At 65.1% G+C, this 25,055-nt stretch carries 24 protein-coding genes; 6 read left to right on the top strand and 18 right to left on the bottom strand.

Translation table 11 applies throughout. The features are described 5' to 3' along the window. Window positions 1–19: 19 nt before the first annotated feature. From AC2CQI_RS02240 to AC2CQI_RS02215, 6 genes are all read right to left on the bottom strand, one after another. The gene (locus AC2CQI_RS02240; protein ID WP_484578999.1) at window positions 20–832 is read right to left on the bottom strand and encodes an NAD-dependent epimerase/dehydratase family protein; all 813 of its coding nucleotides are present in this window, start codon (window positions 830–832) and stop codon (window positions 20–22) included. Between the two features lie 22 nt (window positions 833–854). Continuing rightward, a complete protein-coding gene (locus AC2CQI_RS02235; RefSeq protein WP_484578998.1) occupies window positions 855–2,057 on the bottom strand; it encodes a pyridoxal phosphate-dependent aminotransferase in 1,203 nt (400 codons plus the stop codon). A gap of 1 nt (window position 2,058) precedes the next feature. Beyond that, complete coding sequence (locus tag AC2CQI_RS02230; RefSeq protein WP_484578997.1) at window positions 2,059–3,723, bottom strand: hydantoinase B/oxoprolinase family protein; 1,665 nt, start codon at window positions 3,721–3,723, stop codon at window positions 2,059–2,061. Window positions 3,724–3,746: 23 nt separating this feature from the next. After that, on the bottom strand, window positions 3,747–5,822 hold the full coding sequence (locus AC2CQI_RS02225) for a hydantoinase/oxoprolinase family protein (protein ID WP_484578996.1): 2,076 nt from the start codon (window positions 5,820–5,822) through the stop codon (window positions 3,747–3,749). Window positions 5,823–6,057: 235 nt separating this feature from the next. After that, on the bottom strand, window positions 6,058–6,813 hold the full coding sequence (locus AC2CQI_RS02220; protein ID WP_075805453.1) for an SDR family oxidoreductase: 756 nt from the start codon (window positions 6,811–6,813) through the stop codon (window positions 6,058–6,060). Then, window positions 6,806–7,555, bottom strand: coding sequence for an SDR family NAD(P)-dependent oxidoreductase (locus AC2CQI_RS02215; RefSeq protein ID WP_075805452.1), 750 nt, complete (start codon window positions 7,553–7,555; stop codon window positions 6,806–6,808). The genes AC2CQI_RS02220 and AC2CQI_RS02215 overlap by 8 nt, the downstream gene beginning before the upstream one ends. An 85-nt stretch (window positions 7,556–7,640) precedes the next feature. Here AC2CQI_RS02215 and AC2CQI_RS02210 point away from each other — a divergent pair, with 85 nt between their 5' ends. From AC2CQI_RS02210 to AC2CQI_RS02185, 6 genes are all read left to right on the top strand, one after another. Continuing rightward, entirely contained in the window at window positions 7,641–8,234 is a 594-nt protein-coding gene (locus tag AC2CQI_RS02210; RefSeq protein WP_484578995.1) for a TetR/AcrR family transcriptional regulator, read from the top strand. 198 nt (window positions 8,235–8,432) lie between these two features. Further along, a complete protein-coding gene (gene napE / locus AC2CQI_RS02205; protein ID WP_075805450.1) occupies window positions 8,433–8,600 on the top strand; it encodes a periplasmic nitrate reductase, NapE protein in 168 nt (55 codons plus the stop codon). A 35-nt stretch (window positions 8,601–8,635) separates the two neighbouring features. Beyond that, a complete protein-coding gene (locus AC2CQI_RS02200; protein WP_075805613.1) occupies window positions 8,636–8,890 on the top strand; it encodes a chaperone NapD in 255 nt (84 codons plus the stop codon). Continuing rightward, a complete protein-coding gene (gene napA / locus AC2CQI_RS02195; RefSeq protein ID WP_484578994.1) occupies window positions 8,887–11,391 on the top strand; it encodes a nitrate reductase catalytic subunit NapA in 2,505 nt (834 codons plus the stop codon). The genes AC2CQI_RS02200 and napA overlap by 4 nt, the downstream gene beginning before the upstream one ends. Before the next feature lie 11 nt (window positions 11,392–11,402). Further along, on the top strand, window positions 11,403–11,882 hold the full coding sequence (locus AC2CQI_RS02190) for a nitrate reductase cytochrome c-type subunit (protein WP_075805448.1): 480 nt from the start codon (window positions 11,403–11,405) through the stop codon (window positions 11,880–11,882). Window positions 11,883–11,891: 9 nt separating this feature from the next. Next, window positions 11,892–12,488: a cytochrome c3 family protein gene (locus AC2CQI_RS02185; RefSeq protein WP_075805447.1), complete on the top strand. Its 597-nt coding sequence runs from the start codon at window positions 11,892–11,894 to the stop codon at window positions 12,486–12,488. Between the two features lie 125 nt (window positions 12,489–12,613). Here the strand turns inward: AC2CQI_RS02185 and AC2CQI_RS02180 are convergent, their stop codons facing one another. From AC2CQI_RS02180 to AC2CQI_RS02125, 12 genes are all read right to left on the bottom strand, one after another. Continuing rightward, window positions 12,614–13,072 (bottom strand): methyl-accepting chemotaxis protein, encoded by a 459-nt coding sequence (locus AC2CQI_RS02180; protein ID WP_484580571.1) that lies wholly within the window; start codon window positions 13,070–13,072, stop codon window positions 12,614–12,616. Between the two features lie 403 nt (window positions 13,073–13,475). Next, entirely contained in the window at window positions 13,476–14,741 is a 1,266-nt protein-coding gene (locus tag AC2CQI_RS02175) for an OprD family porin (protein ID WP_484578993.1), read from the bottom strand. A 90-nt stretch (window positions 14,742–14,831) separates the two neighbouring features. Continuing rightward, on the bottom strand, window positions 14,832–16,034 hold the full coding sequence (locus tag AC2CQI_RS02170; RefSeq protein WP_484578992.1) for a benzoate/H(+) symporter BenE family transporter: 1,203 nt from the start codon (window positions 16,032–16,034) through the stop codon (window positions 14,832–14,834). Between the two features lie 187 nt (window positions 16,035–16,221). Next, the gene (gene catA / locus AC2CQI_RS02165; RefSeq protein ID WP_484578991.1) at window positions 16,222–17,148 is read right to left on the bottom strand and encodes a catechol 1,2-dioxygenase; all 927 of its coding nucleotides are present in this window, start codon (window positions 17,146–17,148) and stop codon (window positions 16,222–16,224) included. 42 nt (window positions 17,149–17,190) lie between these two features. Then, a complete protein-coding gene (locus tag AC2CQI_RS02160; protein WP_484578990.1) occupies window positions 17,191–18,519 on the bottom strand; it encodes an MFS transporter in 1,329 nt (442 codons plus the stop codon). Window positions 18,520–18,566: 47 nt separating this feature from the next. Then, window positions 18,567–19,328, bottom strand: a complete 762-nt coding sequence (locus AC2CQI_RS02155) for a 1,6-dihydroxycyclohexa-2,4-diene-1-carboxylate dehydrogenase (protein WP_484578989.1) — start codon at window positions 19,326–19,328, stop codon at window positions 18,567–18,569. Window positions 19,329–19,389: 61 nt separating this feature from the next. Continuing rightward, window positions 19,390–20,400, bottom strand: coding sequence for a benzoate 1,2-dioxygenase electron transfer component BenC (benC, locus tag AC2CQI_RS02150; RefSeq protein WP_484578988.1), 1,011 nt, complete (start codon window positions 20,398–20,400; stop codon window positions 19,390–19,392). 44 nt (window positions 20,401–20,444) lie between these two features. After that, window positions 20,445–20,933: a benzoate 1,2-dioxygenase small subunit gene (benB, locus tag AC2CQI_RS02145; RefSeq protein WP_484578987.1), complete on the bottom strand. Its 489-nt coding sequence runs from the start codon at window positions 20,931–20,933 to the stop codon at window positions 20,445–20,447. Then, window positions 20,933–22,288: a benzoate 1,2-dioxygenase large subunit gene (benA, locus tag AC2CQI_RS02140; protein ID WP_075805440.1), complete on the bottom strand. Its 1,356-nt coding sequence runs from the start codon at window positions 22,286–22,288 to the stop codon at window positions 20,933–20,935. Before benA ends, benB begins: the two co-directional genes overlap by 1 nt. Window positions 22,289–22,501: 213 nt before the next feature. Continuing rightward, complete coding sequence (locus AC2CQI_RS02135; protein ID WP_484578986.1) at window positions 22,502–23,455, bottom strand: AraC family transcriptional regulator; 954 nt, start codon at window positions 23,453–23,455, stop codon at window positions 22,502–22,504. Window positions 23,456–23,621: 166 nt separating this feature from the next. After that, a complete protein-coding gene (gene catC / locus AC2CQI_RS02130) occupies window positions 23,622–23,912 on the bottom strand; it encodes a muconolactone Delta-isomerase (RefSeq protein WP_484578985.1) in 291 nt (96 codons plus the stop codon). A gap of 13 nt (window positions 23,913–23,925) precedes the next feature. Next, window positions 23,926–25,047 (bottom strand): muconate cycloisomerase family protein, encoded by a 1,122-nt coding sequence (locus AC2CQI_RS02125; protein WP_484578984.1) that lies wholly within the window; start codon window positions 25,045–25,047, stop codon window positions 23,926–23,928. Between the last annotated feature and the right edge of the window lie 8 nt (window positions 25,048–25,055).

The following is a 25,055-nucleotide window of genomic DNA, read 5'->3' as shown; positions in this document are numbered from 1 at the left end:
CACTCTGTTGATGTGGAGGTCATTTCGGGTCTTCGAAGTGCCCGGCACCGGCGAAGTTGCCGCCGTGGAAGCGCGCCGCCGGTTCGTTCGGGTCCAGCGGCGGATGCTCGGCCAGGACCTTTTCCCGATAGTCGTCGGCGCTGTCCCGGGGCACGTAGCCGATGGACGAGGCCAGGCGGTTGTCCCACAGGCTTTCGCGGTTGGCCGACATGCCGTAGACGATCATGTGCCCGACCCGTGGCGCCAGCAGCGAGCGCTCGGTGAGCTGGGCAAAGTCGTCGAACGACAGCCAGGTGGCGAGCATGCGTCGGTCCAGCGGCTCGGGGAACGAGGAGCCGATGCGCAGGTTGACCGACTCGATGCCGAACTTGTCCCAGTAGTAGCGGCCCAGGTCCTCGGCGAAGCACTTGCTCACGCCGTACAGGCTGTCCGGGCGGTGGGCGGCAGTCGCGTCGATGGTTTCGGTGCGGTCGTAGAAGCCGATGGCGTGGTTGGAACTGGTGTACACCACGCGCTTGACGCCATTGCGCCGCGCCGCTTCGTAGATGTTGTAGGTGCCGACGATATTGCCGTTGAGGATCTTCGCGAAGGTGTCCTCCACCGGCACGCCGCCGGCATGCACGATGGCGTCGACGCCTTCGGTCAGCGGCAGCACGTCGTCGAAGTTGCCCAGGTCGCAGCGGATCAGCTGCTCATGGGGCGCGGCCTGGCCCAGGTCGGCGATATCGGTCAGGCGCAGCTCGTCGGCGAAGGCTGCCAAGTGCTTGCGCAGCACCGAGCCGAGGCGTCCGGCGGCACCGGTGATCAGCAGGCGTTTGAAAGGTTTGTTCATGGTGACCTCGAATTCCGATTAATCAGGACAGGGCCGCGAAGGCATCGCGCAGCTGCCCGAGGGCCTGTTCCAGTTCCTGCCGCGATGTGGCGAACGACAGCCGTACATAGGGTTCCAGACCGAAAGCAGAGCCCGGCACCGTGGCCACCTTGCCGACCCGCAACAGATAGGCCGAGAGGTCGGCGTCGTTGCCGATCACCTCGCCGTCCGGGGTGCGTTTGCCGATAAAGGCCGCGACATTGGGGAAGGCATAGAAGGCGCCTTGCGGCATCTCCAGTTGCAGCCCCGGGATCTGCGCCAGCCCGCGCACCACCAGTTCGCCCCGCGCCTGGTACTCGCGGTTGGCTTCGCGGACGAAGTCCTGCGGGCCGTTCAACGCGGCCACAGCGGCCAGTTGGGAGATGCTCGACGGACAGGTAGTGGTCTGCGACTGGGTCTTGTTCATCGCCACGATCAGGTGCTTCGGCCCGGCGGCATAGCCGAGGCGGTAGCCGGTCATGGCATAGGCCTTGGACACGCCGTTGATCAGCAGGGTGCGATCGCGCAGCTGCGGGCAGGCGGTGACGAAGGACACGAACGGCTGGTCGCCGAGCACGATGTGCTCGTAGATCTCGTCGGAGATCACCAGCACGTGCGGGTGGCGCTCCAGGACCGCGCCGAGGGCGGCCAACTCCTCACGGGTGAAGATCGCCCCGCTCGGGTTGTTCGGCGAATTGAGCATGACCCAGCGGGTACGCGGGGTGATTGCCGCCTCCAGTTGCTCCGGGCGCAGCTTGAAGCCCTGGTCGGCATCGCACGGAATAACCTTGGGCACGCCGCCATTGAGCATCGCCATATCGGTGTAGGACACCCAGTACGGCGCCGGGGTGATTACCTCGTCGCCCGGCTCCAGGGTGGCGAGGAAGGCATTGAACAGCAGTTGCTTAGCACCGTTGCCGACGCAGATTTCATCGAGGCCGTAGACCAGGTCGTTTTCCCGGGCGAACTTGTCGACGATGGCCTGGCGCAGCGCCTCCAGGCCGTTGGGCCCGGTGTAATGGTTGTTACCGGCGAGCATCGCCTGGTGGGCCGCCTCGATCACGTGGGCCGGAACGTTGTAGTCCGGCTCGCCGAGGGCCAGGTTGATCACCGACTCGCCCTGGGCCAGCATCTGCTTGGCCAGGACCGACACCGCCATGCTTGGCGAGCTCTTCACCGCGCGCACGCGGCTGCTCTGGATTTCCATCTCAACGCTCCCCGCCGGCTTCGAAGCCGTAGTCGTCCCGCGCCTGCTCGGCGCTGATGTAGCCAAAGCGCAGATCGCGCTCGACCTGCTGGCGATCACGCTGGCGCGGATCGCCGTAGCCACCGCCACCGGGCAGGCGCAGGACCAGGCGCCGTTCCGCCGGCACGAACTGCTGGCCCTTGCCGCGCAGCAGCTGGCCGTCATCCAGGCCGACATAGCCCGCCGCTCCCGGCTGGCCGCCTTCCAGGCCACGGGCGGCGTACTGGATACGGTCGAACATGGCGCTGAAGCGGAAGCTGTAACCCTCGGCCGCCGAGACCTCGATCTCCTGGCCCAGGCCGCCGCGCAGCAGGCCGGCACCGCCGGAACCTTCACGCAGCTCCTTGCGCCAGACCACCACCGGCCCGGCGTGCTCGGTGGCTTCCACCGGCATGGTGTGCACGCCGCTCGGGAAGGCCGTGGCGCTCAGGCCATCCATCGCCGAACGGGCGCCCATGCCGCCGCTGTTGAACATCAGCATCTCGGCATTGCGGCCATTGGGGTTGCTGTCCAGTGGGCGCACGCTCAGGTGCAGGTTCCACAGGGCGCTGGCGCCTTCGGCCGGCACCTTGCCCGGCAGGCACTTGTGCAGCGCACCGAGAACCAGGTCGGGCACGAAGTGGCCGAGCACATGGCGCACCGACACCGGCGCCGGGTGCTTGGCATTGAGGATGCAGCCTTCCGGCGCAGTCACCTCGAAGGGCTCCAGGGACGCCGAGTTGTTGGGGATCTCCGGCGCAACGATGCATTTCAGGCCATAGCAGGCATAGGCCTTGGCATAGCCCAGGGGCACGTTGATGCCGAACTGGCTCATGCCCGAGGTGCCGGTGAAATCGCTCTTGATGCCGTCCGGGCCGACGGTCAGGGTCACCGCCAGGGTGACCGGCACGTCGTAGCCGTCCAGGGTCATGCTGTTGCTGTAGGTGCCGTGGGGCAGCGACTTGAAGCATTCCAGGGTGGCGCGGCGGCTGTGTTCCAGGATGAAGCTGCCGATATGCTCCAGGTCGTCCAGCTGGAACTCCTCGAGCATGTCCAGCAGGCGCTTGTGCCCGGTCTCGTTGCACGCCGACAGGGCGTAGAAGTCGCCGACCACCCGATCGTTCTCGCGCACGTTGTTGCGCAGGATATTGATCAGGTCGCGGTTGACCTTGCCGCGCTCGAACAGCTTCATGATCGGGATGAACAGGCCTTCCTCGTACACCTCGCGGGCATCCGGGCCGAAGCCGCGGCCGCCGATATCCACCACGTGGGCGGTACTGGCGAAGTAGCCGATCAGCCGCCCCCGGTAGAAGGATGGCGAGACGATGGTGATGTCGTGCAGGTGCCCGGTGCCCTTCCACGGGTCGTTGGTCACGTAGACATCGCCTTCGAAGATGTTGTCCTCGCCGATGTCCTTGATGAAGTGCACCACCGCCTCGGCCATGGTGTTGACGTGGCCCGGGGTGCCGGTCACGGCCTGGGCAAGCATGTTGCCGGCGCGGTCGAAGACCCCGGCCGACAGGTCGCCGGCCTCGCGCACGCTGGTGGAGAAGGCGGTGCGGATCAGGGTCAGGGCCTGCTCTTCGACCACCGAGACCAGGCGGTTCCACATCACCTGCATTTGAATGTCGATCAATGTTTCGCTCATGGTGAATGCTTCCGAATCAGGTATTAGCGACGGGCGACCAGCAGGCAGCCGTCGGGCTGGACCGTGGCGGTGAAGTTCGAGGTAACGAAGGTCGAGGTCTCGCGTTCGACGATGATCGCCGGGCCATCGACCCGGGCGCCGACCTGCAGCTCTTCGCGCGGGTGGATACCGGCGTCGACGAAGCCACCGGCCGCCACGTCGAAGACCTGGCGGCGCGCGATTTCATGGGCACGGTACGAAGCCGCGACTTCCTCGATTCGGGCCACCGGTGGCAGTGGCGAGCTGGCCCTGACCGACCAGCTGACGATCTCGATGTCCGGACCTTCGATCGGGCGACCGAAGAAGCGGGTGTAGGCCTCTTCGAAACGCGCCTTGAACTCGACGGTGTCCGCCGCACTGAAGGCCTTGAACGGCAGGCCCACGGGGATTTCCCAGCCCTGGCCGACGTAGCGCATGAAGGCGGTGCAGTCCATTTCCGGCTCGCCCTCGGGCATGCCCTGGCGCAGGAAGCCCAGCGATTCGGCCTTCATTTCCTCGATCAGCACATTGACCGCGGCGGCATCGAACTCGGACAGGCGCACGAAGGCGCTGCGCACCGCCTCGTAGCCGAACGGCGCACGCAGGAAGCCGATGGCCGAACCCACGCCGGCACCGGCCGGGACCAGGAAGCGCGAAACACCCATTTTTTCGCAGAGGCGCGCAGCATGCAGCGGACCACCGCCGCCGAAGGTGATCATGGTGTAGTCGGCGATGTCCTTGCCGCTTTCCACGGCATGCACGCGACCGGCGTTGGCCATGTTCTCGTCGACCACCTCGCAGACGCCGAAGGCAGCGGTATCGGCCTGCATGTTCAGCGGCTGGCCGATCACCCGGCCCATGGCGCTGGCAGCGTTATCGCTGGACAGGCGCAGGGCACCACCGGCGAAGTTGTCGGCGTCCAGGCGACCGAGCAGCAGGTTGGCGTCGGTGATGGTCGGCTCCAGGCCACCGCGACCGTAGCAGGCCGGGCCTGGCTCGGAGGCGGCACTGTGCGGGCCGACGCGGATCTGGCGCATGCTGTCGATGCTGGCGATGGAACCGCCGCCGGCACCGATCTCGACCATCTCTACCACCGGAATGGAAATCGGCATGCCGCTGCCCTTCTTGAAGCGGTAGGTCCGGGCGACTTCGAAGGTCTTGGCGGTCTTGGGCACCTGGTCTTCGATCAGGCAGATTTTCGCCGTGGTCCCGCCCATGTCGAAGGACAGGACGTTTTCCAGTTGGTAGCGGCGGGCAATATCGGCGGCGAAGATCGCCCCGCCGGCCGGGCCGGACTCCACCAGGCGCACCGGGAACTCGGCGGCGCTCTGCACGGAAATGATGCCGCCGCCGGAGTGGATCATGAACACCGGGCAATCGGCGCCTTCCTTTTTCAGCGTGATGACCAGGCGGTCCAGGTAGGACTTGATCAGCGGCTTGACGTAGGCGTTGGCGCACACGGTGTTGAAGCGTTCGAACTCGCGCATCTGCGGCGAGACTTCGCTGGAAATCGAGATGGACAGCTGTGGCAGGCGCGCCTGCAGCGCATCACGCAGTTGACGCTCGTGGGCGCCGTTGACGTAGCTGTGGATGAAGCCGATCGCCACGCTTTCGTAGTCGCCTTCGGCGATGCGCTCGACCAGGGCGTCGACCTCGGCCTGGACCGGGGCGATCAGCACGCGACCCTTCACATCCAGGCGCTCGCGCAGGGTGTAGCGGTGTTCACGGTCGATCAGCGGCGGCGGCAGGGCGATATTGATGTCGTACTGCTCGAAGCGGTTTTCCGTGCGCATTTCCAGGGTGTCGCGGAAGCCTTCGGTGGTGATGAAGGCGGTGCGTGCGCCACGGCGTTCGATCAGGGCGTTGGTCGCCAGGGTGGTGCCGTGGATCAGCTGGTGGATATCCGAGAGCTGCAGGCCGGCCTGCTCCACCACCTGGCGCACGCCGGTGAGGATGGCCCGCTCGGGCAGCTCATAGTCGGTCAGGATCTTGGTCGAATGCAGAACCCCGTCCACGTCCAGCGCGATATCGGTGAAGGTCCCGCCTATGTCCACGCCGACCCGGCATGATGTCGCAGTCATCGTCATATCCCCTGCAATGCTTTGTAGTTGTACGACCCCGCCTTGGTGGGCGGCTTTAAACGTAAGTTATATGTTGTCTTACAGGTGGTCAAGCACCTCTAGACAGAAATCTGTTGCCTTTGCCGGCCTCATCGCTGGCAACGCCAGCTCCCACGGGGTGTGGTGCCAGCCACAGGATCCGGGCCCGACACGAACCCTGTGGGAGCCGGCGTTGCCGGCGATGGCGTCGGTCCTGTCACCCCAGCGTCTTGACCATCCGTGCCCCACCCACCGCCTGCGCCGTGGGGAACACCTCCAGCCGCGACACATCCACCGCTGCCGGCATCCTCAGCGCTGCCAGCAACAGCTCGGCGATATCCGCCGGCTGGATCGACTCATAGCCGTCATACAGCTCGCTGCCCGCCGCCTGCATGCCCATCGCGGTCTTGTACAACTGGGTCTGCACCCGCCCCGGGGCGATCTCGGTCACCCGCACGCCAGTACCGAGCAGGTCACAGCGCAAGGCATCGCAGAACAGGCTGACGCCCGCCTTCGAAGCACCATACACCGCGGCCCCTGGATGCGGCGCCCGCCCGGCGCTCGAGCCGATGAAGAACAGGTGCCCCCTGCCCCGCCCGACCATTCCCGGCAACACCTGCCGGGCCAGGTGCAGCGGCGCCTTGAGGTTGATATCGAGCATGTTGTCGATCTCCGCCTCGTCGATCTCCTGGAACGCGGCCCGGGTCGAGAGGATGCCGGCGTTGTTCACCAGCACATCCACCGCCTGCCCTTCCAGTGCGGCGCTCAGCCCACGGAAATCACGGACATCCGCCTGCAGGGTGGTCACCCCCGGCTCGCCGGCCAGCTCGGCCAGCGCTTCGGGGCTGCGCCCGACCGCGATCACCTGCAGCCCGACATCGCGCAACGCCAGGACGATGGCCTTGCCGATACCGCTGGTGGCGCCGGTGACCAGGGCCCGCTGGTAGCCGGCGGGAAAGGCGACTTCAGGCATAGATATAGCCCCCACTGACGATGACGTTTTCACCGGTGGCATAGCTGTTGCGGCTGCTGCCCATCATCACGATCCATTCGGCGATTTCCGCAGGCTCGGCGGCGCGGCCCAGCGGGTTGGCGGCGGCCAGTTCGCCGAGGAAGCCCAACTGGCGGGCACGCTCGGTGGCGAAACCGGCCGGGGCCACCGAGTTGACCAGGATCTGGTCCTTGGCACAGGCCTGGGCGAAGGATTTGGTCAGGCTGACCACGGCGGCCTTGGTCGCCGCGTAGTGGGCGTTCTGCGGGTGAGCCTTGAAGGCATCCACCGAGGTAACGTTGACGATGCGCCCGGTCACTGCCGGCGCCGCCACGTACTGCTGCATATGCCGCACCGCCGCGACCATCATGTGGTAGGTGCCCTTGATATTGACAGCGTTTTCCAGGTCCCATTCATCGTCGGTGATCTCGAAGATGTCCTTGCGCGGGTAGATCGCCGCGCTGTTGACCAGGCAATGCACCCGGCCCAGGGCCGCGACGATCTCCTCGAACGCGCCGTGGGCGCTGTCCTTGCGGGCGATATCGCCAACCGCCAGCGCCACCTCGGCACCCAGGCCGCGCAACTCTTCTGCCGCCTGCACCAGCAACTGCTCATTTCGGTCGATCAGACCGATCTTCGTCGCCCCGCGCTTGACCATCAGGCGCGCCGTCTCCAGGCCCAGGCCCGATGCGCCGCCCACGATCACCACCGTTTGATTTTCCATGAACCACCTCTGCGATTGAGTCTTTACGTAAGATGCCTGTTGTCTTACATTTGGTCAAACATCAAATCGTTCACAGGTCATCCCGATGCCCGCCGCCAGCCGCCTGTCCCCGCCCTCCCCCGACGCCCGCGATCGCTTGCTGGAGGCGGCCAGCAGCCTGTTCGCCAGCCATGGCTACCAGGCCATCGGCCTGCGTGACCTGGCCAGCCACCTGGGCTTGCGCGCGGGGTCGCTGTACCACCATATCGAAAGCAAGCAGGGGTTGTTGTTCGAACTGATCGAGTCGAGTCTGACCGACCTCCTGTACGAAACAAGGCAATGCCTGAAGGGCAGCCGGAGCAACGGCGAGCGCTTGCAATGCTTCGTCCAGGCGTTCATCTCGTTCAGCCAACGTCACCCTGACAAGCTCACCCTGCTGACCCGCGAGGCAGTCAACCTGAGTACGGAACAGATCGGCCAGATAGACGAACTGAAGGCGGCCTACAGCGACCTGCTCAGCGAGATCATCGCCGCCGAATGCGGGCCGGCATCCGAGCCGCAGGCCCGTCCCATTGCCCTCGCGGTTCTGAGCCTGCTGTGCGGTCAGGGGCAATGGGGAGCGATCAGCACCGCGCGGGAGCAGATCGTGGCATTCGTGAGGGGCATCGTGCGCAGTGGGATGAATGGTCAGGCCTTCTGACTGTTCATGCCCATTGAGCTAAAGCCCTCCAGACTTACGTTATATATAAAAATTTATTACGAAACACGAAGCAAACAGGATTCCGCTTAAAGCCAATCAAACTAAAAACCTCACCAAACATTGATCTGGCTCCCCTCTTCCAATTCCTATCCAGACTATGTTTCCAGCCTGACACCGTTTCAGCCTGGAGTAATAAAAGTGTCAACTACGGATAAACGCCCGGCCACGCGCAGCAAGGAGTTGCGGCTCTTCCTGTTTCTTGTCGTGTGCCTCTTCCCGTTGATATCGGTCATGGTCGTCGGTGGCTACGGCTTTATCATCTGGTTCCTCCAAATGCTCTTCGGCCCGCCCGGGCCGCCCAACTGAAAGTTGCCTGCCAAAGAGCCCAGTGGAGCATGAACATGGATGACACCCTGCATATCGCCAGCCTTGTCGTACTGGCCCGACCCGAACTGTTCGACGCCGTAAAAGCCAACCTGCGCCTGCTCGATGACCTCGAGCTGCATCACGAAAGCCCCGCCGGAAAACTGGTGGTGGTCCTCGAAGCCGGCGACGAGCGCCGGATCCTGCAACGCATCGAGCAGATCAACGCGATCCCCGGCGTGCTCAACGCCGCGTTGATCTATCACGAACTCCTCGATGGAGAACGCCCATGAGCATGACCCGCCGCACCTTCGTCAAATCCCATGCCGCCGCCATCGCCGCGGCCGCCGCCGGCCTGCCCATCGCCACCAGCGCGAGCAACCTGGTCACCGATGCAGACATGGTCAGCCTGAACTGGAACAAGGCGCCCTGCCGCTTCTGCGGCACCGGCTGCAGCGTGATGGTGGCGACCCGCGACAACCGCGTGGTCGCCACCCACGGCGATATCAAGGCCGAGGTCAATCGCGGGCTGAACTGCGTCAAGGGCTACTTCCTGTCGAAGATCATGTACGGCGTCGACCGCCTGACCCAGCCGCTGCTGCGCATGACCAACGGCCAGTACGACAAGCAGGGCGAATTCCACCCGGTGAGCTGGGACCAGGCCTTCGACATCATGGCCGTCAAGTTCAAGGAAGCCCTGAAGAACAAGGGCCCGCAGGCCGTCGGCATGTTCGGCTCGGGGCAGTGGACGGTGTGGGAAGGCTACGCCGCCAACAAGCTGATGAAAGCCGGGTTCCGCAGCAACAACATCGACCCCAATGCGCGGCACTGCATGGCCTCCGCGGTGATGGGCTTCATGCGCACCTTCGGCATGGACGAGCCCATGGGCTGCTACGACGATATCGAGGCCACCGACGCGTTCGTCCTGTGGGGCTCGAACATGGCCGAGATGCACCCGATCCTCTGGAGCCGGGTCACCGACCGCCGCCTCAGCCAGCCTCACGTCAAGGTCGCGGTGCTGTCGACCTTCGAGCACCGCAGCTTCGAGCTGGCGGATATACCGCTGGTGTTCAAGCCGCAGACCGACCTGCTGATCCTCAACTACATCGCCAACCACATCATCCAGAGTGGCGCGGTGAACAAGGACTTCATCGGCAAGTACACGCGCTTCGCCAAGGGTGCCGACGATATCGGCTACGGCCTGCGCCCGACCGACCCACGGGAAAAACAGGCGAAGAACGCCGAGCAGGCCAATACCTGGTCGGATATCTCCTTCGAGCAGTTCGCCGAGTTCGTCAGGCCCTACACCCTGGAGCGCACGGCGAAGGAATCCGGGGTCGCCGCCGAGTATTTGAAATCCCTGGCCGAGCTGTATGCCGATCCGAAGCGCAAGGTGGTGTCGTTCTGGACCATGGGCTTCAACCAGCACACCCGTGGCGTCTGGGCCAACAACCTGATCTACAACATCCACCTGCTCACCGGGAAGATCAGCGAGCCGGGCAACAGCCCCTTCTCCCTCACCGGCCAGCCCTCGGCCTGCGGCACCGCGCGGGAGGTGGGCACCTTCTCCCACCGCCTGCCGGCGGACCTGGTGGTGACCAATCCGAAACACCGCGCCACCGCCGAGAAGATCTGGAAGCTGCCGGCCGGCACCCTCCAGGAAAAGCCCGGTTTCCACGCCGTGCAGCAGAGCCGCATGCTCAAGGATGGCGTGCTCAACGTGTACTGGACCCAGGTCAGCAACAACATGCATGCCGGCCCGAACATCATGCAGGAGGTGCTGCCCGGCTGGCGCAATCCGGACAACTTCGTGATCGTCTCGGACGTCTACCCCACCGTCTCGGCCCAGGCCGCCGACCTGATCCTGCCCAGCGCCATGTGGGTGGAAAAGGAAGGCGCCTACGGCAATGCCGAGCGGCGCACGCAGTTCTGGCACCAGCTGGTGCGGGCACCGGGTGATGCCCGCTCGGACCTCTGGCAACTGATGGAATTCTCCAAGCGCTTCACCACCGACGAGGCCTGGCCTGCCGAACTGCTGGCCAAGGCTCCGCAGTACAAGGGCAAGACCCTGTTCGAGGTGCTGTTCAAGAATGGTCAGGTCGACCAGTTCCCGGTCGAGCAGATCGAGGCCGGCCACCTCAACGACGAAGCCATCGCCTTCGGCTTCTACCCGCAGAAAGGCCTGTTCGAGGAATACGCGCAGTTCGGTCGCGGCCATGGCCATGACCTCGCCGACTTCGACCGCTACCACCACGAACGCGGCCTGCGCTGGCCGGTAGTGGACGGCAAGGAAACCCGCTGGCGCTACCGCGAGGGCCACGATCCCTATGTCGAGGCCGGCAGCGGCGTGCAGTTCTACGGCTACCCGGACAAGAAGGCGATCATCTTCGCCCTGCCCTACGAGCCGCCGGCGGAATCGCCGGATGCCGAATTCCCGTTCTGGCTCAGTACCGGACGGGTCCTCGAACACTGGCACACCGGGACCATGACCCAGCGCGTCGAGGAGCTGTACAAGGCGGTGCCCGACGCCCTGGTGTACATGCACCCGGACGACGCCAAGGCCATGAAGGCCCGGCGTGGCAGCGAGGTCAAGGTGGTCAGCCGGCGTGGCGAGATCCGCGCGCGCATCGAGACCCGCGGGCGCAACAAGCCGCCGCGGGGCCTGGTGTTCGTGCCGTTCTTCGATGCCAACAAGCTGATCAACAAGGTCACCCTGGACGCCACCGACCCGATCTCCAAGCAGACCGACTACAAGAAATGCGCGGTGCGCATCGAACTGATCAGCGCGGCCTGAGGAGCCCAGTCATGAAACTCTCGATCCTGCCCCTGTTGTTGCTGGCCGTGCTGGGCACGGCCCGCGCCGCCGACTATCCGCTGGACGCCCCTGCCCCGGATGGTCGCCGCCCCGGCGGCACCCTCAGCCAGACCCTGGCGTCGCCGACCATCGCCAACGATGAAAACAAGGACCTCAAGCGCGAGCGCAACTACCCGGACCAGCCGCCGACCATTCCCCACAGCATCCGCGGCTACCAGATCGACAAGTACGGCAACAAGTGCCTGACCTGCCACAGCCGGGCCAACAGCGCGAAAACCCAGGCCACCATGATCAGCATCACCCACTACATGGACCGCGACGGCCAGCCGCTGGCGGCGGTGTCGCCGCGGCGCTACTTCTGCGACCAGTGCCATGTGGTACAGAGCGATGCCAAGCCGCTGGTGGGCAACAGCTTCGAGAACATCGACAAGCTGCTGCAGGACGATGCCAATGCCGCGCGCAAGCCGTAGGGAGGCGTCATGAAAGGATTGTTCGGCCTGATCAAGGAGTACTGGGGCATCCTCTGTCGCCCCAGCGTGTACTTCAGCCTCGGCTTCCTGGTGCTTGGCGGGTTCATTGCCGGGATCATTTTCTGGGGTGGATTCAACACCGCGCTGGAGGCGACCAATACCGAGAAGTTCTGCATTTCCTGCCATGAAATGCGCGACAACGTGTACGTCGAATTGCAGGAAACCATCCACTACACCAACCGCTCCGGGGTGCGCGCCAGTTGCCCGGACTGCCATGTACCGCATGAATGGACGCACAAGATCGCGCGCAAGATGCAGGCCTCGAAGGAGGTCTGGGGCAAGCTGTTCGGCACCATCGACACCCGCGACAAATTCCTCGAACTGCGCCGCACCCTGGCCGAGCATGAATGGGCGCGGCTCAAGGCCAATGACTCGCGGGAGTGTCGCAACTGCCACAACTTCGAGTTCATGGACTTCACCCGGCAAAGCAAGCGGGCCGCGGCGATGCACTCGACCTCGTTGGCCAAGGGGGAAGCGACCTGTATCGATTGCCACAAGGGGATCGCGCACAAGTTGCCGGATATGCATGGGGTGAAGGGGTGGTGAAAGGGCTCCGGATCTTTATTGCCTGACCCGGCCTCATCGCTGGCAAGCCAGCTCCCACAGGGTTCGGCAGCGACGCGGACACTGTGGGAGCTGGCTTGCCAGCGATGAGGCCATCAGCAGCACCATCAATGCAGAGGGCCTACCAACCTCCCCGCCTCCCCCGCCAACGCCCGCTGACTCGCCAGCCGCCCCATCACCCGCTCGACGATCTCCACCCGCGCCACCGCCGCGCTGCGCATGTCCTGCATGGCCTGCAACGCCACCCCGGACTGCGCCAGACCCTGCCGCGCCGCCTCGCCAAGCTGGCCGATCCCCAACCGCGCCTCCTCCGCCGACTGCTCCAGCCCCTTGGCAATCTGGCGAATCCGCGCACTGGAATCCGCCGCCCGCCGCGACAGGTTGCGCACCTCATCCGCGACCACTGCGAACCCGCGCCCCTGATCCCCGGCCCGCGCAGCCTCGATCGCCGCATTAAGCGCCAGCAGGTTGGTCTGGCTGGAAATATCCTGGATGCTGCCCACCAACGAACCGATCTGCACCGATTGCGCGCCCAGCTCGTCGAAGGCACTGGCGACCTGGACCATGGAGCTGTCCAGGCGCCCGAGAATCTCCGCCGAGGCCTGGATGCTTTCGGCACTGGCGACGACCTTGCCCCCGGCCTCCCGCGCCAGCTGGTTAGCGAAACGCATGTCCTCCTCGGTGGCATGGATCTCGCCATCCAGCTCCACCAGGCAACCGCGCAGGCGCGGGTCTTCCACGGGCATTACAGGCGGCGCCGGGGCACAAGGCTCCGGCAGCGGCGCCGGGATTTCGACGATCACTTCCTGCACCCGATACTCCACCACGCCCTGCCAGAGCATGGCGGCCAGCCCCATGCCCGCCACGGCCAGGACAGTCCCGGCCGGGTGCCACAGCGCGGCGATACAGGCGAGCCCGGACAGGCCCTGCACCAGCAGGGCCAGACCTTTTCGCGTCATGCCGCCTCCTTCAGAGCAGTTTCCAGGTGTAGGTGAAGATCAAGCGGTTCTCGTCGATATCGCTACGGTAGTTGGAACGGGCCATGGCGTTGCGCACGCGAATGCCCAGGCCGCCGAGCACGCCGCTCTGCACCACATAGGCGATATCCAGGTCGCGCTCGCGGTCCTTGCCCTCGAAGCCACGGCCGGTATCGACGTTGTCGCCGGTGATATAGCGCACGCCGGCGGTCAGACCAGGCACGCCCATGGCAGCGAAATCGTAGTCATAGCGCGCCTGCCAGGAGCGCTCGTCGGTGTAGGCGAACTCGTAGGTCGGCACTTCGTTGCCCAGCGGGGTGATGTTGGCGAACACCCGCGGGAACGGGCTGTCGCCGTACATAGCCTGATAGCCGACGTAGAAGGTATGCCCGCCACGCTTGGCCGAGAGCAGCGAGAACAGCGCCTGGTTGTCGATCTTGCCGAGCAGCGCATCGCCGTCTTCCCGGGCGCTGTAGTAGCCGAGGTTGGCGCCCAGGACCCAGTCACCCACCGGCTGCGAGTGCTTCAGGCCAAGGAAGCCCTGCTCGTAGATGTCCTCCAGTTGGCCGTACCACAGGCTCGCCGTGGTGCGGTTGGCGTTGAAGGCATAGTCGGCGCCGGCGTAGTTGAAGCCATCGCTGTCCGCCTGACGCTGCGGCAGGTGGCCGAGCATGGCGAGCATCTTGCCGTCGCCGCTTTCATTGCGCAGGTGGGTGGACTTGAGGTGGCCGGCCTGCAGGGTCAGGCCGTCGATTTCCGCCGAGCTGATCGCCACGCCCTGGTAGGTCGGCGGCAGCAGGCGGATATCGCTGAAGGCCAGCACCGGCAGGTTGGGCTGCAGTTCGCCGAACTTCAGCTCGGTCTTCGACAGCCGGGCCTTGAGGGTCAGGCCGAGGCGGCTGTAGTTGTCGGCGGCCTCGCCATCCTCCTGCATCGGCAGCAGGCCGGTGTTGGCGCGGTCCGGGCTGCTGTCGAGCTTGAGCCCGAGCAGGCCGATGGCATCCACGCCGAAGCCGAGGGTGCCCGGGGTGTAGCCGGACTTGAAGGTGAGGATGAAGCCCTGGGCCCACTCCTCTGCCTTCGACTGCTGGTTGGCCCCGACAATGTCGGAGAAGTCGCGGCTGAAGTAGTAGTTACGGGTGGTCAGGGTGGCGGTGGAATCCTTGAAGAAGTCCGCCTCGGCCGCCAGCAGCGACGGGCTGGCGACAACCAGGCCGAGAGGGAGCATGACGCGGGTAGCGCAAGGTGCATGTTTCATCGGGAAGCTCTCTGATCTTGTTTTTATTGGGGTGCAGCTTTCCAGGCAGCGGTCCGGTGAGGCCGCTGCCTTGGGTGTGAAACCGGTGGATCAATGGCTGCGGCGCAAGGCAGCCTCGGTGGTGGATGGGCCGCGCAGCGCCAGCAGGAAGTGGGTCAGCAGGCCGAACAGCAAGCCCCAGAACGCCGCCGACAGGCCGAGGAAGGACACCCCCGAAGCGGTCACCAGGAAGGTGAACAGCCCGGCATCGCGCTCCTTGGGTTCGGCCAGGCTGCGGGCCAGGGCCTCGCTGATGGCGCCATACAGCGCCAGCCCCGCCAGCGCCGCGATCAACTCCGCCGGGAAGGCGGCGAACAGCGAGACCAGCGTCGCCCCGGCAATGCCGAACAGCAGGTACAGGGCACAGCCGGACAGCGCCGCGATATAGCGGCGACGCGGATTCTCATGGGCCTCGCGCCCGGTACACAGGCTGGCGGTGACCGCCGCCAGGTTCAGCCCATGGCAACCGAACGGCGCCAGCAGGCCGCCGACCAGCGCACTGCTGCTGATGATCGGGCTCGCCGGTGTCTGATAGCCGGCATTGCGCAGCACCGCCATGCCCGGCATGAACTGCCCGGTCAGCGACACCAGCACCAGCGGCAGGGCCAGGTTGAGAATCGCGCCCAGGCTGAATTCCGGGGTGATCCACTGCGGCGTGGCAAAGTCGAAGACCAGCGCCTCGCTATGGAAATGCCCGCCGAACAGGGTGATGCCAACGCCCACCAGCAGTACCGCCGCCACCGAGTAGCGCGGCCACAGCCGGCGCATCGTCACGTAGGTGATGAACATCCCCAGCACCAGCGCCGGTTGCGCCGGCAGGGCCTTGAACACTTCGATACCGAAGCTGAACAGGATGCCCGCCTGCATGCCGGCGGCAATCGAGCCCGGCAAGCGCGCGATGATGCGGTCGAAGGCGCCGCTCAAGCCGATCAGCAGCAAGACGAGGTTGGTCACCAGGTAGGCGCCGATGGCCTGGTTCAGGCCGATCTGCGGCAAGGCGGTGACCAGCAGCGCCGAACCCGGGATCGACCAGGCGATCACCACCGGCACCCGGTAGCGCAGGCTGAGCACGCCGCCGAGCACGGCGCTGCCGATGGAGATTGCCCAGACCCAGGACGACAGCAGTTCATGGGACAGGCGGGCGCTTTCCGCGGCGTGGAAGACCAGCACCAACGGGCCGGCGTAGGAGATCACCGTGGCGATCATCCCGGCTACCAGGGCGGAGAGGGAACAATCCTTGAAAAGGTCTTTCATGGGACCTCACTTGGGCCGGTTAACGGCGTGATTGTTTTCGGGCTTTAAGCCGTTCGCGATTCTCGTAGGAGCGTGGCTTGCCCGCGAAGGAGTGCGAAGCGCTCCCAAAATGGTGCTGACATTGAGAATGTGGGACCGCTGCGCGGTCCTTCGCGGGCAAGCCACGCTCCTACGGGATCGCGCCGCTTCAGGCCTCCTGCAAGGCCCGAGGACGCTTGCTGCGCACCTCGGCCGCCGCATCCGGCGCCTCCTGCAGCTGGAAGTCGAAGCTCAGCTCGGCATAACGCCCCGCCACACCACGGGCGCCGTCCTCGCGGAACTGCACCTCACCCACCAGCCCCTCGCGGGTGGCGTAGGCGAAGTCATCCCACAGGTACTTGTCGCCGGAAAGGTTGATCTGGGTAGTCAGGTGACGATAACCCGGGGCCGAGATGAAGAAGTGCACATGAGCCGGGCGCTGGCCATGACGGCCGAGCTGATCCAGGCATTCCTGGGTCGGGCCCTGCGGGTCGCAGCCGTAGCCGGACGGCACGATGCTGCGAGCACGGTAGCGGCCTTCGGCATCGGTGACGATCCGGCGGCGCAGGTTGTATTCGGACTGGCTCTGGTCAAAGAACGAGTAGGTACCCTTGGTGTTCGCGTGCCACAGATCGACAACAGCACCGGCCACCGGATTGCCTTGCGGATCCAGCACCTGGCCTTCCAGGAACATCAAGGTCGCAACGCCCTCCTCGCTGCCATCGTCCATCCGCGTCTCGCCCTGGGCGATTGGCGCGCCGGCCACGTACAGCGGGCCTTCGATGGTCCGCGGAGTGCCGCCGGTCAGGCCGACCTGGGCGTCCTTGGCGTCCTGCAACAGGTCGAGGAAGTGCTCGATGCCCAGGCCCGCCACCAGCAGCCCGGCTTCATTGCGCCCGCCGAGGCGGTTGAAGTAGTCGACGGTCTTCCAGAACTCGTCCTCGGTGATCTCCAGGTCCTCGACGATCCGCGCCAGGTCCTGCAGCACGCGGAGCATGATGCGTTTCAGGCGCGGGCTGCCTTCGTCGTTACCAAGGCCGGCGGCCTCTTCGAAGAACTTCTGGATCTCGGCAGTGTGGGAAATCTTCACGGTCATTGTGTTCACCTCTTGTTGTGATCTGTGGGTGTGGCGGGTGCCTCAAACCGCCGGGGCAGCCGCCAGGTTCTGGCGCTTGCCGCTGAGCACATGGATGGTCATGGCCAGGGCGGCGACCGCACCGGGGATGGCGAAGGCGATGAAGTTCAGTTGCAGCGGCAGGTTGATACCCATCAGCGCGCCGCCCAGCAGCGGGCCGACGATGGCGCCGTTGCGGCCGATGCCCGAGGCCCAGCCAAGGCCGGTGGAGCGAATCGACAGGCCGTACAGCTGGGCCGCGCCGGCATACAGGAGGATCTGGGTGCCGATGGTGGTGGCGCCGGCGATGAAGATCAGCAGGTAGAGCACCGGCATCGGGCTGTTGACCCCGAGCAGGCTGATCGAGGCCGCCGCCGCGAGGAAGAAGCAGATCTTCACCTTGACCAGGTTGTAGCGGTCGCCCAGCCAGCCACCGAGAATGGCCCCGGCCATGCCGCCGAAGTTCAGCGCCAGCAGGAACGACAGGCTCGAGCCCAGGCTGTAGCCGGCGCTGGCCATAAGCTTCGGCAGCCAGGAACTCAGGGCGTAGACCATCAGCAGGCAGCAGAAGAACGCCACCCACACCGACAGGGTGCGCACCGCCAGCCCGCCACGGAACAGCTCCAGCACAGAGACGCTCTTGCCCTTGTTGTCATGGGCTTCCAGCACATCCTCGGCCTTCGGGTCGCACGCCGGATCGAGGCGTTTGAGCAGGGCCTTGGCCTGTTCGCCACGGCCCTGGCGCACCAGGAAACCGATGGATTCCGGCAGGTAGTAGAGGATCACCGGCAGCAGCAACAGCGGGATGGCGGCGGCGAAGAACATCGATTCCCAGCCGAAGCGCGGCAGCATGTAGATGCCAACCCCGGCCGACAGCATGCCGCCCACCGAGTAGCCGCTGAACATGATCGCCACCAGGGTGCTGCGCAGGCGCTTGGGTGCGTATTCGTTCATCAGTGCCACGGCATTGGGCATCAGGCCGCCGCAGCCGAGGCCGGCGAAGAAGCGGTAGATGCCGAACTCGGTGGGGCTGCTGGCAAAGCCGTTGAGCAGGGTGGCGGTGGAGAACAGGGCGAAGCAGATGGCGATGCCCTTCTTGCGCCCGATCCTGTCGGCCAGGCTGCCGAAGGCCAGGGCGCCGAACATCATGCCGAACAGCGCGTAGCTGCCGAGGGCGCCGGCCTGCAACGGGGTCAGGCCCCACTCTTTCATCAGGACCGGCAGGACCACGCCATAGATGAACAGGTCGTAGCCGTCGAAGATCAGCAGCAAGGCGCACCAGCACATCACCATCCAGTGAAAGCGGGTAAAGGGCGCCTGGTCGATGACCTGGTGAACGTCGATTTTTCGCATGGCATCCATCTCTTGTTTTTGTTGTAGAAACCGTGTTGCAGTGGTGCTCAACCGAGGTCGCCACCGCCTACGGGGAGAATCGTTCCGGTGATGTAGGAGGCCTCGTCGGAGGCCAGGAAGAGGATCGCGCCGACCTGTTCGTCGAGGTTGCCGTAGCGCTTCATCAGGCTGCTGTCGATGGTCTGGTCGACGATCTGCTGGTACCAGCTCTGCTCCTGCTCGCTCTGCTGCGCGCTGTTGCGCGGGATGCGTCGCGGCGGTGCCTCGGTGCCACCCGGCGCGGTGGCGTTGACGCGAATCCCGCGCCCGGCGTTCTCGAAAGCCAGGCACGCGGTCAGGGCATTCACTCCGCCCTTGGCCGCGCCGTAGGGCACGCGGTTAACGCTACGGGTGGCAATGGAGGAAACGTTGACGATCGCCCCGCTGCCCTGCTCCAGCATGTACGGCAGCGCCGCATGGCAGCACCACAGGGTGGGGAACAGCGAGCGGCGCACTTCGGCCTCGATCTCGTGCTCCTGGTAATGCTCGAACGGCTTGGCCCAGATGGTCCCGCCGACGTTGTTGACGAGGATGTCGAGACGGCCGAAGCGCTCGACCGCTGCCGCCATCACCCGCTGGCAATCGGCGTACTGTTCCAGGTCGGCGGTCAGGGCCAGCAGGGTCTCGCCCTGTTCCAGCTCGAACACCAGTTCGGAGCGGTCCACGGCAATCACCCGGGCGCCCTCGGCCAGCAGGCGCTCGACCACGCGGCGGCCGATGCCCTGGGCCGCGCCGGTCACCAGCGCGATCTTGTCGTCGAATCTGTTCATTGCGACCTCGAATAAAAGGGGGCCACCCCACCCGCACGACAGGGCAACCCCATAAAAGGGTTCAGACGGCGGCGGCGAACTTCTCGTAGTAGAAGTTGGCCGGATTGATGTTCTGCTCGCGCAGGTACTGGCTGACCGCCTCGACCATCGGCGGCGGGCCGCACAGGTACACATCCACGTCGCCATCGTTCAGGTGCGAAGGGGCGATGTGCTGGGTGACATAGCCCTTGTTCGGGTACTGGCTGCCCGGGTTGGCCACGCAGGCGCTGAAGGTGAAGTTGGGGATCTGCGCGGCGAACTGCTCCAGGCGCTCCAGCTCCACCAGGTCGAAGTCATTGGTGACCCCGTAGATCAGGTGCAGCGGGTGTTCGCTGCCCTGCCCGGCGATCTTCTCCAGCATCGCGGTGAACGGCGCCAGGCCGGTGCCGCCGGCCAGCAGCAACAGCGGACGCTTGACCTCGCGCAGGTAGAAACTGCCCAGCGGGCCGGTCAGGGTCATGCTGTCGCCGGCCTTGGCCAGGCCGCTGAGGAAGCTGCTCATCAGGCCGCCCGGCACGTTGCGGATCAGGAAGCTGACCTCGCCGTTCTTCTGCAGGGAGCTGAAGGAGTAGGCGCGGGTCTGCTCGCTGCCCGGCACCTTGAGGTTGACGTACTGCCCCGGCAGGAAGGCCAGGCGCGACAGGGATTCATCCTTGATCGACAGCGCGATGGTGCTCTCGGACAGCTGGCGCACCTGGCTGATGGCCGCCTCGAAGCTGGCCTGCTGGGTCTTGCACAGCTGGGACGAGGCCGGCACCCGCACCACGCAATCGCTCTCGGCGCGCATCTGGCAGGTCAGCACGTAGCCCTGCTCCAGTTCGTCGGGGCTGAGGGCGTCCTCGATGAAGTTGTCGCCCATGTCGTAGCGGCCGGCTTCGGCGAAGCACTTGCAGGTCCCGCAGGCGCCGTCGCGGCAGTCCAGCGGGATATTGATGCCCTGGCGGTAGGCGGCGTCGGCCACGGTTTCGCTGGCGGTGGCGTCGATGAAGCGGGTCACCCCGTCTTCGAAATTGAGCGCGATCTGGAAGCTCATGCTGCACCTCGCACGACAGCGCCTGGGGCGGCGCTGCCGGGTATTCAAATGTGGTAGATGTCAATGACCTGGCGGACGTAGTCGTTTTTCAGGACCACCTTCTTCGCCTTGACCAGCGGCTGCTCGCCGCGCAGGTCGAGGGTGTAGAAGCTGGTGCCGAAGTAGCTGTCGGTGGTCTTGTAGCGGAAGCTCAGGGTGTGCCAGTTGAAGCGCACCAGGCACTGGCCCTCGCCTTGCTCGACGATCTCGATGTTGCTCAGGTTGTGCGAGGTCCGGGTATCCGGGATGGTCGCGCTGGAACGCTCGGTCTTGATGCGGAAGATGCGGTCTTCCAGGCCACCCCGGTTGCCGTACCAGATCAGCGAGATCTCGCTTTGCGGGTCTTCGGTAAGGGTGTCGTTGTCGTCCCAGGACGGCATCCAGAAGGTCGCGTCGGCGGCGTACAGCTCCAGCCATTCGTCCCACCGGGCATCGTCGAGCAGGCGTGCTTCGCGGTAGAGGAAGTCGCGCACGGTTTCGTAGAGAGCACTCATCACACAGCCTCCACGGGGATCAGTTGCGGCTCGGCGCTGGCGGCCTTGAGCATGGTGTCCTGCCAGTATTTGTGTTGCAGCACGAACAGCCCTTCATCCTCGGTACGCACGCCGGACAGCAGCGGATGCAGGTCGATTTCCTTGGCGGCCTCGTCGGCACCTTCCACCCAGTGCTCGGCACCGCGGGACATGTCGTTCCAGCCGCGACCGCCGCCGTAGCCGGTCTGGCAGGAACGGAATTCCTCCAGGTCGTCCGGGGTGGCCATGCCGCTGACATTGAAGAAGTCTTCGTACTGGCGGATGCGCTTGGCCCGTGCGTCGGCGCTTTCGCCGCGCGGTGCGATGCAGTAGATGGTGATCTCGGTCTTGTCCACGGAGATCGGCCGGGCGATGCGGATCTGCGAGCTGAACTGGTCCATCAGGTAGACGTTGGGGTACAGGCACAGGTTGCGCGAGTTCTGGATCATCCAGTCGGCGCGGGCCTGGCCGAATTCCTCGGCGAGCTCGGCGCGGCGCTCGAAGGCCGGGCGGTCCTCGGGGTTGGCCCAGCGGGTCCAGAGCAGCAGGTGGCCGTGCTCGAAGGAGTAGAAGCCGCCGCCGTTCTTGGCCCAGCTGCCGGCGCTCATGGTCTTGATCTCTTCACCCGCCTCGCGCTGCTTGCGCTGGTTCTGGGTGGCGGCGTAGTTCCAGTGCACGGAACTGACGTGGTAGCCGTCGGCGCCGTTCTCGGCGGTGAGCTTCCAGTTGCCCTCGTAGATGTACGAGCTGGAGCCGCGCAGCACTTCCAGGCCGTCGGGGGACTGGTCAACGATCATGTCGATGATCTTCGCCGACTCGCCCAGGTGCTCGACCAGGGGCTTCACGTCGGGGTTGAGGCTGCCGAACAGGAAGCCGCGATAGGACTCGAAACGCGCGACCTTGGTCAGGTCGTGGGAGCCTTCGCAGTTGAAGGAGGACGGGTAGCCGGCCTCGCTCGGGTCCTTGACCTTGAGCAACTTGCCGCTGTTGTTGAAGGTCCAGCCGTGGAACGGGCAGGTGTAGCTGGAGCGGTTGCCGGTCTTGTGCCGGCAAAGCATCGCGCCGCGGTGGCTGCAGGCGTTGAGGAAGGCATTCAGCTCACCGTCCTTGTTGCGCGCAATGAAGATCGGCTGGCGCCCCATGGTGGTGGTGAGGAAATCGTTCTTGTTGGGGATCTGGCTGTCGTGGGCAAGGTAGATCCAGTTACCTTCGAAGATGTGCTGCATCTCCAGTTCGAACAGCCGAGGGTCGGTGAACATCTCCCGCTTGCAGCGGTAGACGCCTTGGTCCTTGTCTTCCTCGAGCAGGGCATTCAGGTAGTCGATTCCCAGGGTCATGGCCGGGACCTCCATTTTTATTATCAGACGGAGGCAAGGTTAAGGAGCCGGGAGGGGGCGAGATATCCGGTTTTTGCAGACCGTTATCCATTTCTTGCAGTTGGGAATGGCGCGGACCCTGTGGGAGCTGGCTTGCCAGCGATAGCGATAGTGAATTCACCACCGCCATCGCTGGCAAGCCAGCTCCCACAGGGTCCGCAGTGCTGTCTGGTTTTATGGCCGGCGCTTGAGAGTATCGGAAGGCAGCTCGCCAAACTGCAGGCGATAGCTTTCGGAGAACCGCCCCAGATGCAGGAAGCCATAGTCCATCGCCAGCTCGGTCAAACTGCGCACCAGGCAATCCGGATCACTCAGGCAGGCCTGGATGCATTCCAGCTTGCGCTGGCGGATGTACTGCTTCGGGGTGATGCCCAGTTGCCGCTCGAACAGCGCATACAACGACCGCACGCTCATCCGCGCCTGCTCCGCCAGGTGCTCGCTGGACAGTTCCTGCTTCAGGTTGCGCTCGATGTAGTCGAGGATCCGCTCGAAACTGGCCGCCGATGCGCCCAGGCTTTCACGGCGGATATTGGTGGTCAGCAACGACAGCAGCTTGCTGCCGACGATCTGGCTGTAGTGGCTCTGCACCCGCAGCAACGGGTCACTGGCCTCGGCTTCCATGCAGACCATCGCCAGCAAACTGGAAAAGCCCTCCAGCTCATCCAGCCGGTAATGGTTGCGCAAAAAGCGCACGCCGCTGTCCGGTCGCTGCCAGCGGTGCTCGTCGCACACCGACTCGAGCACCTTGACCGGCACTTTCAGGATGAATTTCTCGCAGTCTTCCGAGTAGGTCAGGTCCACCGGGTCGTCCGGGTTGATCAGCAGCAGCTCCCCCGGCACCAGGTGATGCTCGCGCTGGTGCCCGCGCCACAGGCAGTTGCCGCTGAGCAGCACCTGCAGGTGGTAGATGGTCTCCAGCGCCGGCGAGGTCACGCGCACGCTGCCGCCATAGCTGATACGGCACAGGTCGAGGTCGGCGAACTTGCGGTGGTTGAGGCTGGCCAGGGGGTGGGTGCTGCGGGAAAGGCCTATGCAATGCTGGCCGACGTGACGGTTGACGTAGTCGGACACGGCATAGGGGTCGGCATGGCGAAACACGCTACTGCGGTCACTCAGCAGGCTATCCATCGGCAAGGCACTCGGTTTTTTTATTTATTGTCATGGCGCTCCTCCTCCAGGCATTCCTGCGGGGGCGCTCTCTGGCATCACAGTACGCAAAGGCAAGGGCGGGCACAATTCACCGGCGACAAACAACCGGAGGCGCGGGGTGCCGCCCTGGCCGGGCTTCAGGCCCTCAACGGTCATCCTCGTGGATCGACGACGGGTGCCGGCACAGGCCGTCGATCTCGATATCCATGTAGGGGAACAGCGGCAACTGCATCAGCAGGTTGTGCAGGTCCTCGACGCTGGGCACGTCGAACACGCTGTAGTTGGCGTAGTGCCCGGCAATGCGCCACAGGTGGCGCCAGGTACCCTCGCGCTGGAGGTTCTGGGCCAGGGCCTTTTCGTCGGCCTTGAGCTGGTTGGCCTTGGCCGGGTCCATATCGATCGGCAGTTTTACCGTCATCTTCACGTGGAACAGCATGGTCGTTTCCTTCTTAACGGCGGGCGAAGCGCGACAGTTGCGCGTCGTCGAGGGTCAGGCCGAGGCCGGGGGTGTTCGGGACATGCAGCTGGAAGTCGCGGTAGACCGGCGCTTCGCGGACGATTTCCTCGGTCAGCAGCAGCGGCCCGAACAGTTCGGTGCCCCAGGTCAGCTGGCGCAGGGTGAGGAAGGCATGGGCCGAGGCCAGGGTGCCGACCGAGCCTTCGAGCATGGTCCCGCCATACAGGGCGATCCCCGCCGCCTCGGCGATCTGCGCGGTGCGCAGCACGGCACGGGGGCCGCCGTTCTTGGCGATCTTCAGGGCGAAAATGCTGGCGGCGCCATCGGCGGCCAGGCTGAAGGCGTCCTCGACGCTTTCGATGGATTCGTCGGCCATGATCGGCGCCGGGCTGCGCTGGTTCAGGCGCACCTGGCCGGAGCGGTTGACCCGGGAGATCGGCTGTTCGATCAGGTCGATACCGTTGTCGCCCAGCACCTGGCAGCCCCGGATGGCCTGGGATTCGTCCCAGTACTGGTTGACGTCGACGCGCACGCTGGCGTAGTCGCCCAGGGCCTTTTTGATCGCCACCACGTGCTTGAGGTCCTGCTCCAGCGGGTTGGCGCCGATCTTCAGCTTGAAGATGCGGTGGCGACGCAGTTCCAGCATCTGCTCGGCCTCGGCGATATCCCGGGCGGTGTCGCCGCTGGCCAGGGTCCAGGCCACTTCCAGGCTGTCGCGCACGCGCCCGCCGAGCAGCTCGCTGACCGGCAGGCCGAGGCGCTTGCCCTGGGCATCGAGCAAGGCGCTTTCCAGGCCGGACTTGGCGAAGGTGTTGCCCTTGGCGATCTTGTCCAGTTTGAGCATGGCGGCGTTGATATTGTCGGCGGCCATGCCGACCAGGGCCGGGGCCAGGTGCGCATCGATATTGGCCTTGATGCTTTCCGGGCTCTCATAGCCGTAGGACAGCCCGCCGATGGTGGTGGCCTCGCCGATCCCCTCGACGCCGTCGCTGCAGCGCAGGCGCAGGATCACCAGGGTCTGCTGCTGCATGGTGTGCATTGCCAGCTTGTGCGGGCGGATGGTGGGCAGGTCGACGATGATCGCCTGGACCTGTTCGATCAGTGCATTGCTCATATGCCGGG

The organism is Pseudomonas sp. P2S-1 (genome assembly GCF_057197725.1).
The sequence above is the reverse complement of the archived record's forward strand: the minus strand, read 5'-3'. Positions and strand labels throughout refer to the sequence as shown.

Coding starts and splice junctions, on each gene's coding strand:
- AC2CQI_RS02125 (WP_484578984.1), bottom strand. CDS start 25,047: ATGAGCAATGCACTGATCGAACAGGTCCAGGCGATCATCGTCGACCTG.
- AC2CQI_RS02235 (WP_484578998.1), bottom strand. CDS start 2,057: ATGGAAATCCAGAGCAGCCGCGTGCGCGCGGTGAAGAGCTCGCCAAGC.
- AC2CQI_RS02170 (WP_484578992.1), bottom strand. CDS start 16,034: ATGAAAGACCTTTTCAAGGATTGTTCCCTCTCCGCCCTGGTAGCCGGG.
- AC2CQI_RS02175 (WP_484578993.1), bottom strand. CDS start 14,741: ATGAAACATGCACCTTGCGCTACCCGCGTCATGCTCCCTCTCGGCCTG.
- AC2CQI_RS02240 (WP_484578999.1), bottom strand. CDS start 832: ATGAACAAACCTTTCAAACGCCTGCTGATCACCGGTGCCGCCGGACGC.
- AC2CQI_RS02180 (WP_484580571.1), bottom strand. CDS start 13,072: ATGGTCCAGGTCGCCAGTGCCTTCGACGAGCTGGGCGCGCAATCGGTG.
- AC2CQI_RS02215 (WP_075805452.1), bottom strand. CDS start 7,555: ATGGAAAATCAAACGGTGGTGATCGTGGGCGGCGCATCGGGCCTGGGC.
- napA (WP_484578994.1), top strand. CDS start 8,887: ATGAGCATGACCCGCCGCACCTTCGTCAAATCCCATGCCGCCGCCATC.
- benA (WP_075805440.1), bottom strand. CDS start 22,288: ATGACCCTGGGAATCGACTACCTGAATGCCCTGCTCGAGGAAGACAAG.
- AC2CQI_RS02225 (WP_484578996.1), bottom strand. CDS start 5,822: ATGACTGCGACATCATGCCGGGTCGGCGTGGACATAGGCGGGACCTTC.
- AC2CQI_RS02155 (WP_484578989.1), bottom strand. CDS start 19,328: ATGAACAGATTCGACGACAAGATCGCGCTGGTGACCGGCGCGGCCCAG.
- AC2CQI_RS02200 (WP_075805613.1), top strand. CDS start 8,636: ATGGATGACACCCTGCATATCGCCAGCCTTGTCGTACTGGCCCGACCC.
- AC2CQI_RS02135 (WP_484578986.1), bottom strand. CDS start 23,455: ATGGATAGCCTGCTGAGTGACCGCAGTAGCGTGTTTCGCCATGCCGAC.
- catC (WP_484578985.1), bottom strand. CDS start 23,912: ATGCTGTTCCACGTGAAGATGACGGTAAAACTGCCGATCGATATGGAC.
- AC2CQI_RS02230 (WP_484578997.1), bottom strand. CDS start 3,723: ATGAGCGAAACATTGATCGACATTCAAATGCAGGTGATGTGGAACCGC.
- catA (WP_484578991.1), bottom strand. CDS start 17,148: ATGACCGTGAAGATTTCCCACACTGCCGAGATCCAGAAGTTCTTCGAA.
- AC2CQI_RS02210 (WP_484578995.1), top strand. CDS start 7,641: ATGCCCGCCGCCAGCCGCCTGTCCCCGCCCTCCCCCGACGCCCGCGAT.
- benB (WP_484578987.1), bottom strand. CDS start 20,933: ATGAGTGCTCTCTACGAAACCGTGCGCGACTTCCTCTACCGCGAAGCA.
- benC (WP_484578988.1), bottom strand. CDS start 20,400: ATGAGCTTCCAGATCGCGCTCAATTTCGAAGACGGGGTGACCCGCTTC.
- AC2CQI_RS02190 (WP_075805448.1), top strand. CDS start 11,403: ATGAAACTCTCGATCCTGCCCCTGTTGTTGCTGGCCGTGCTGGGCACG.
- AC2CQI_RS02220 (WP_075805453.1), bottom strand. CDS start 6,813: ATGCCTGAAGTCGCCTTTCCCGCCGGCTACCAGCGGGCCCTGGTCACC.
- AC2CQI_RS02185 (WP_075805447.1), top strand. CDS start 11,892: ATGAAAGGATTGTTCGGCCTGATCAAGGAGTACTGGGGCATCCTCTGT.
- AC2CQI_RS02160 (WP_484578990.1), bottom strand. CDS start 18,519: ATGCGAAAAATCGACGTTCACCAGGTCATCGACCAGGCGCCCTTTACC.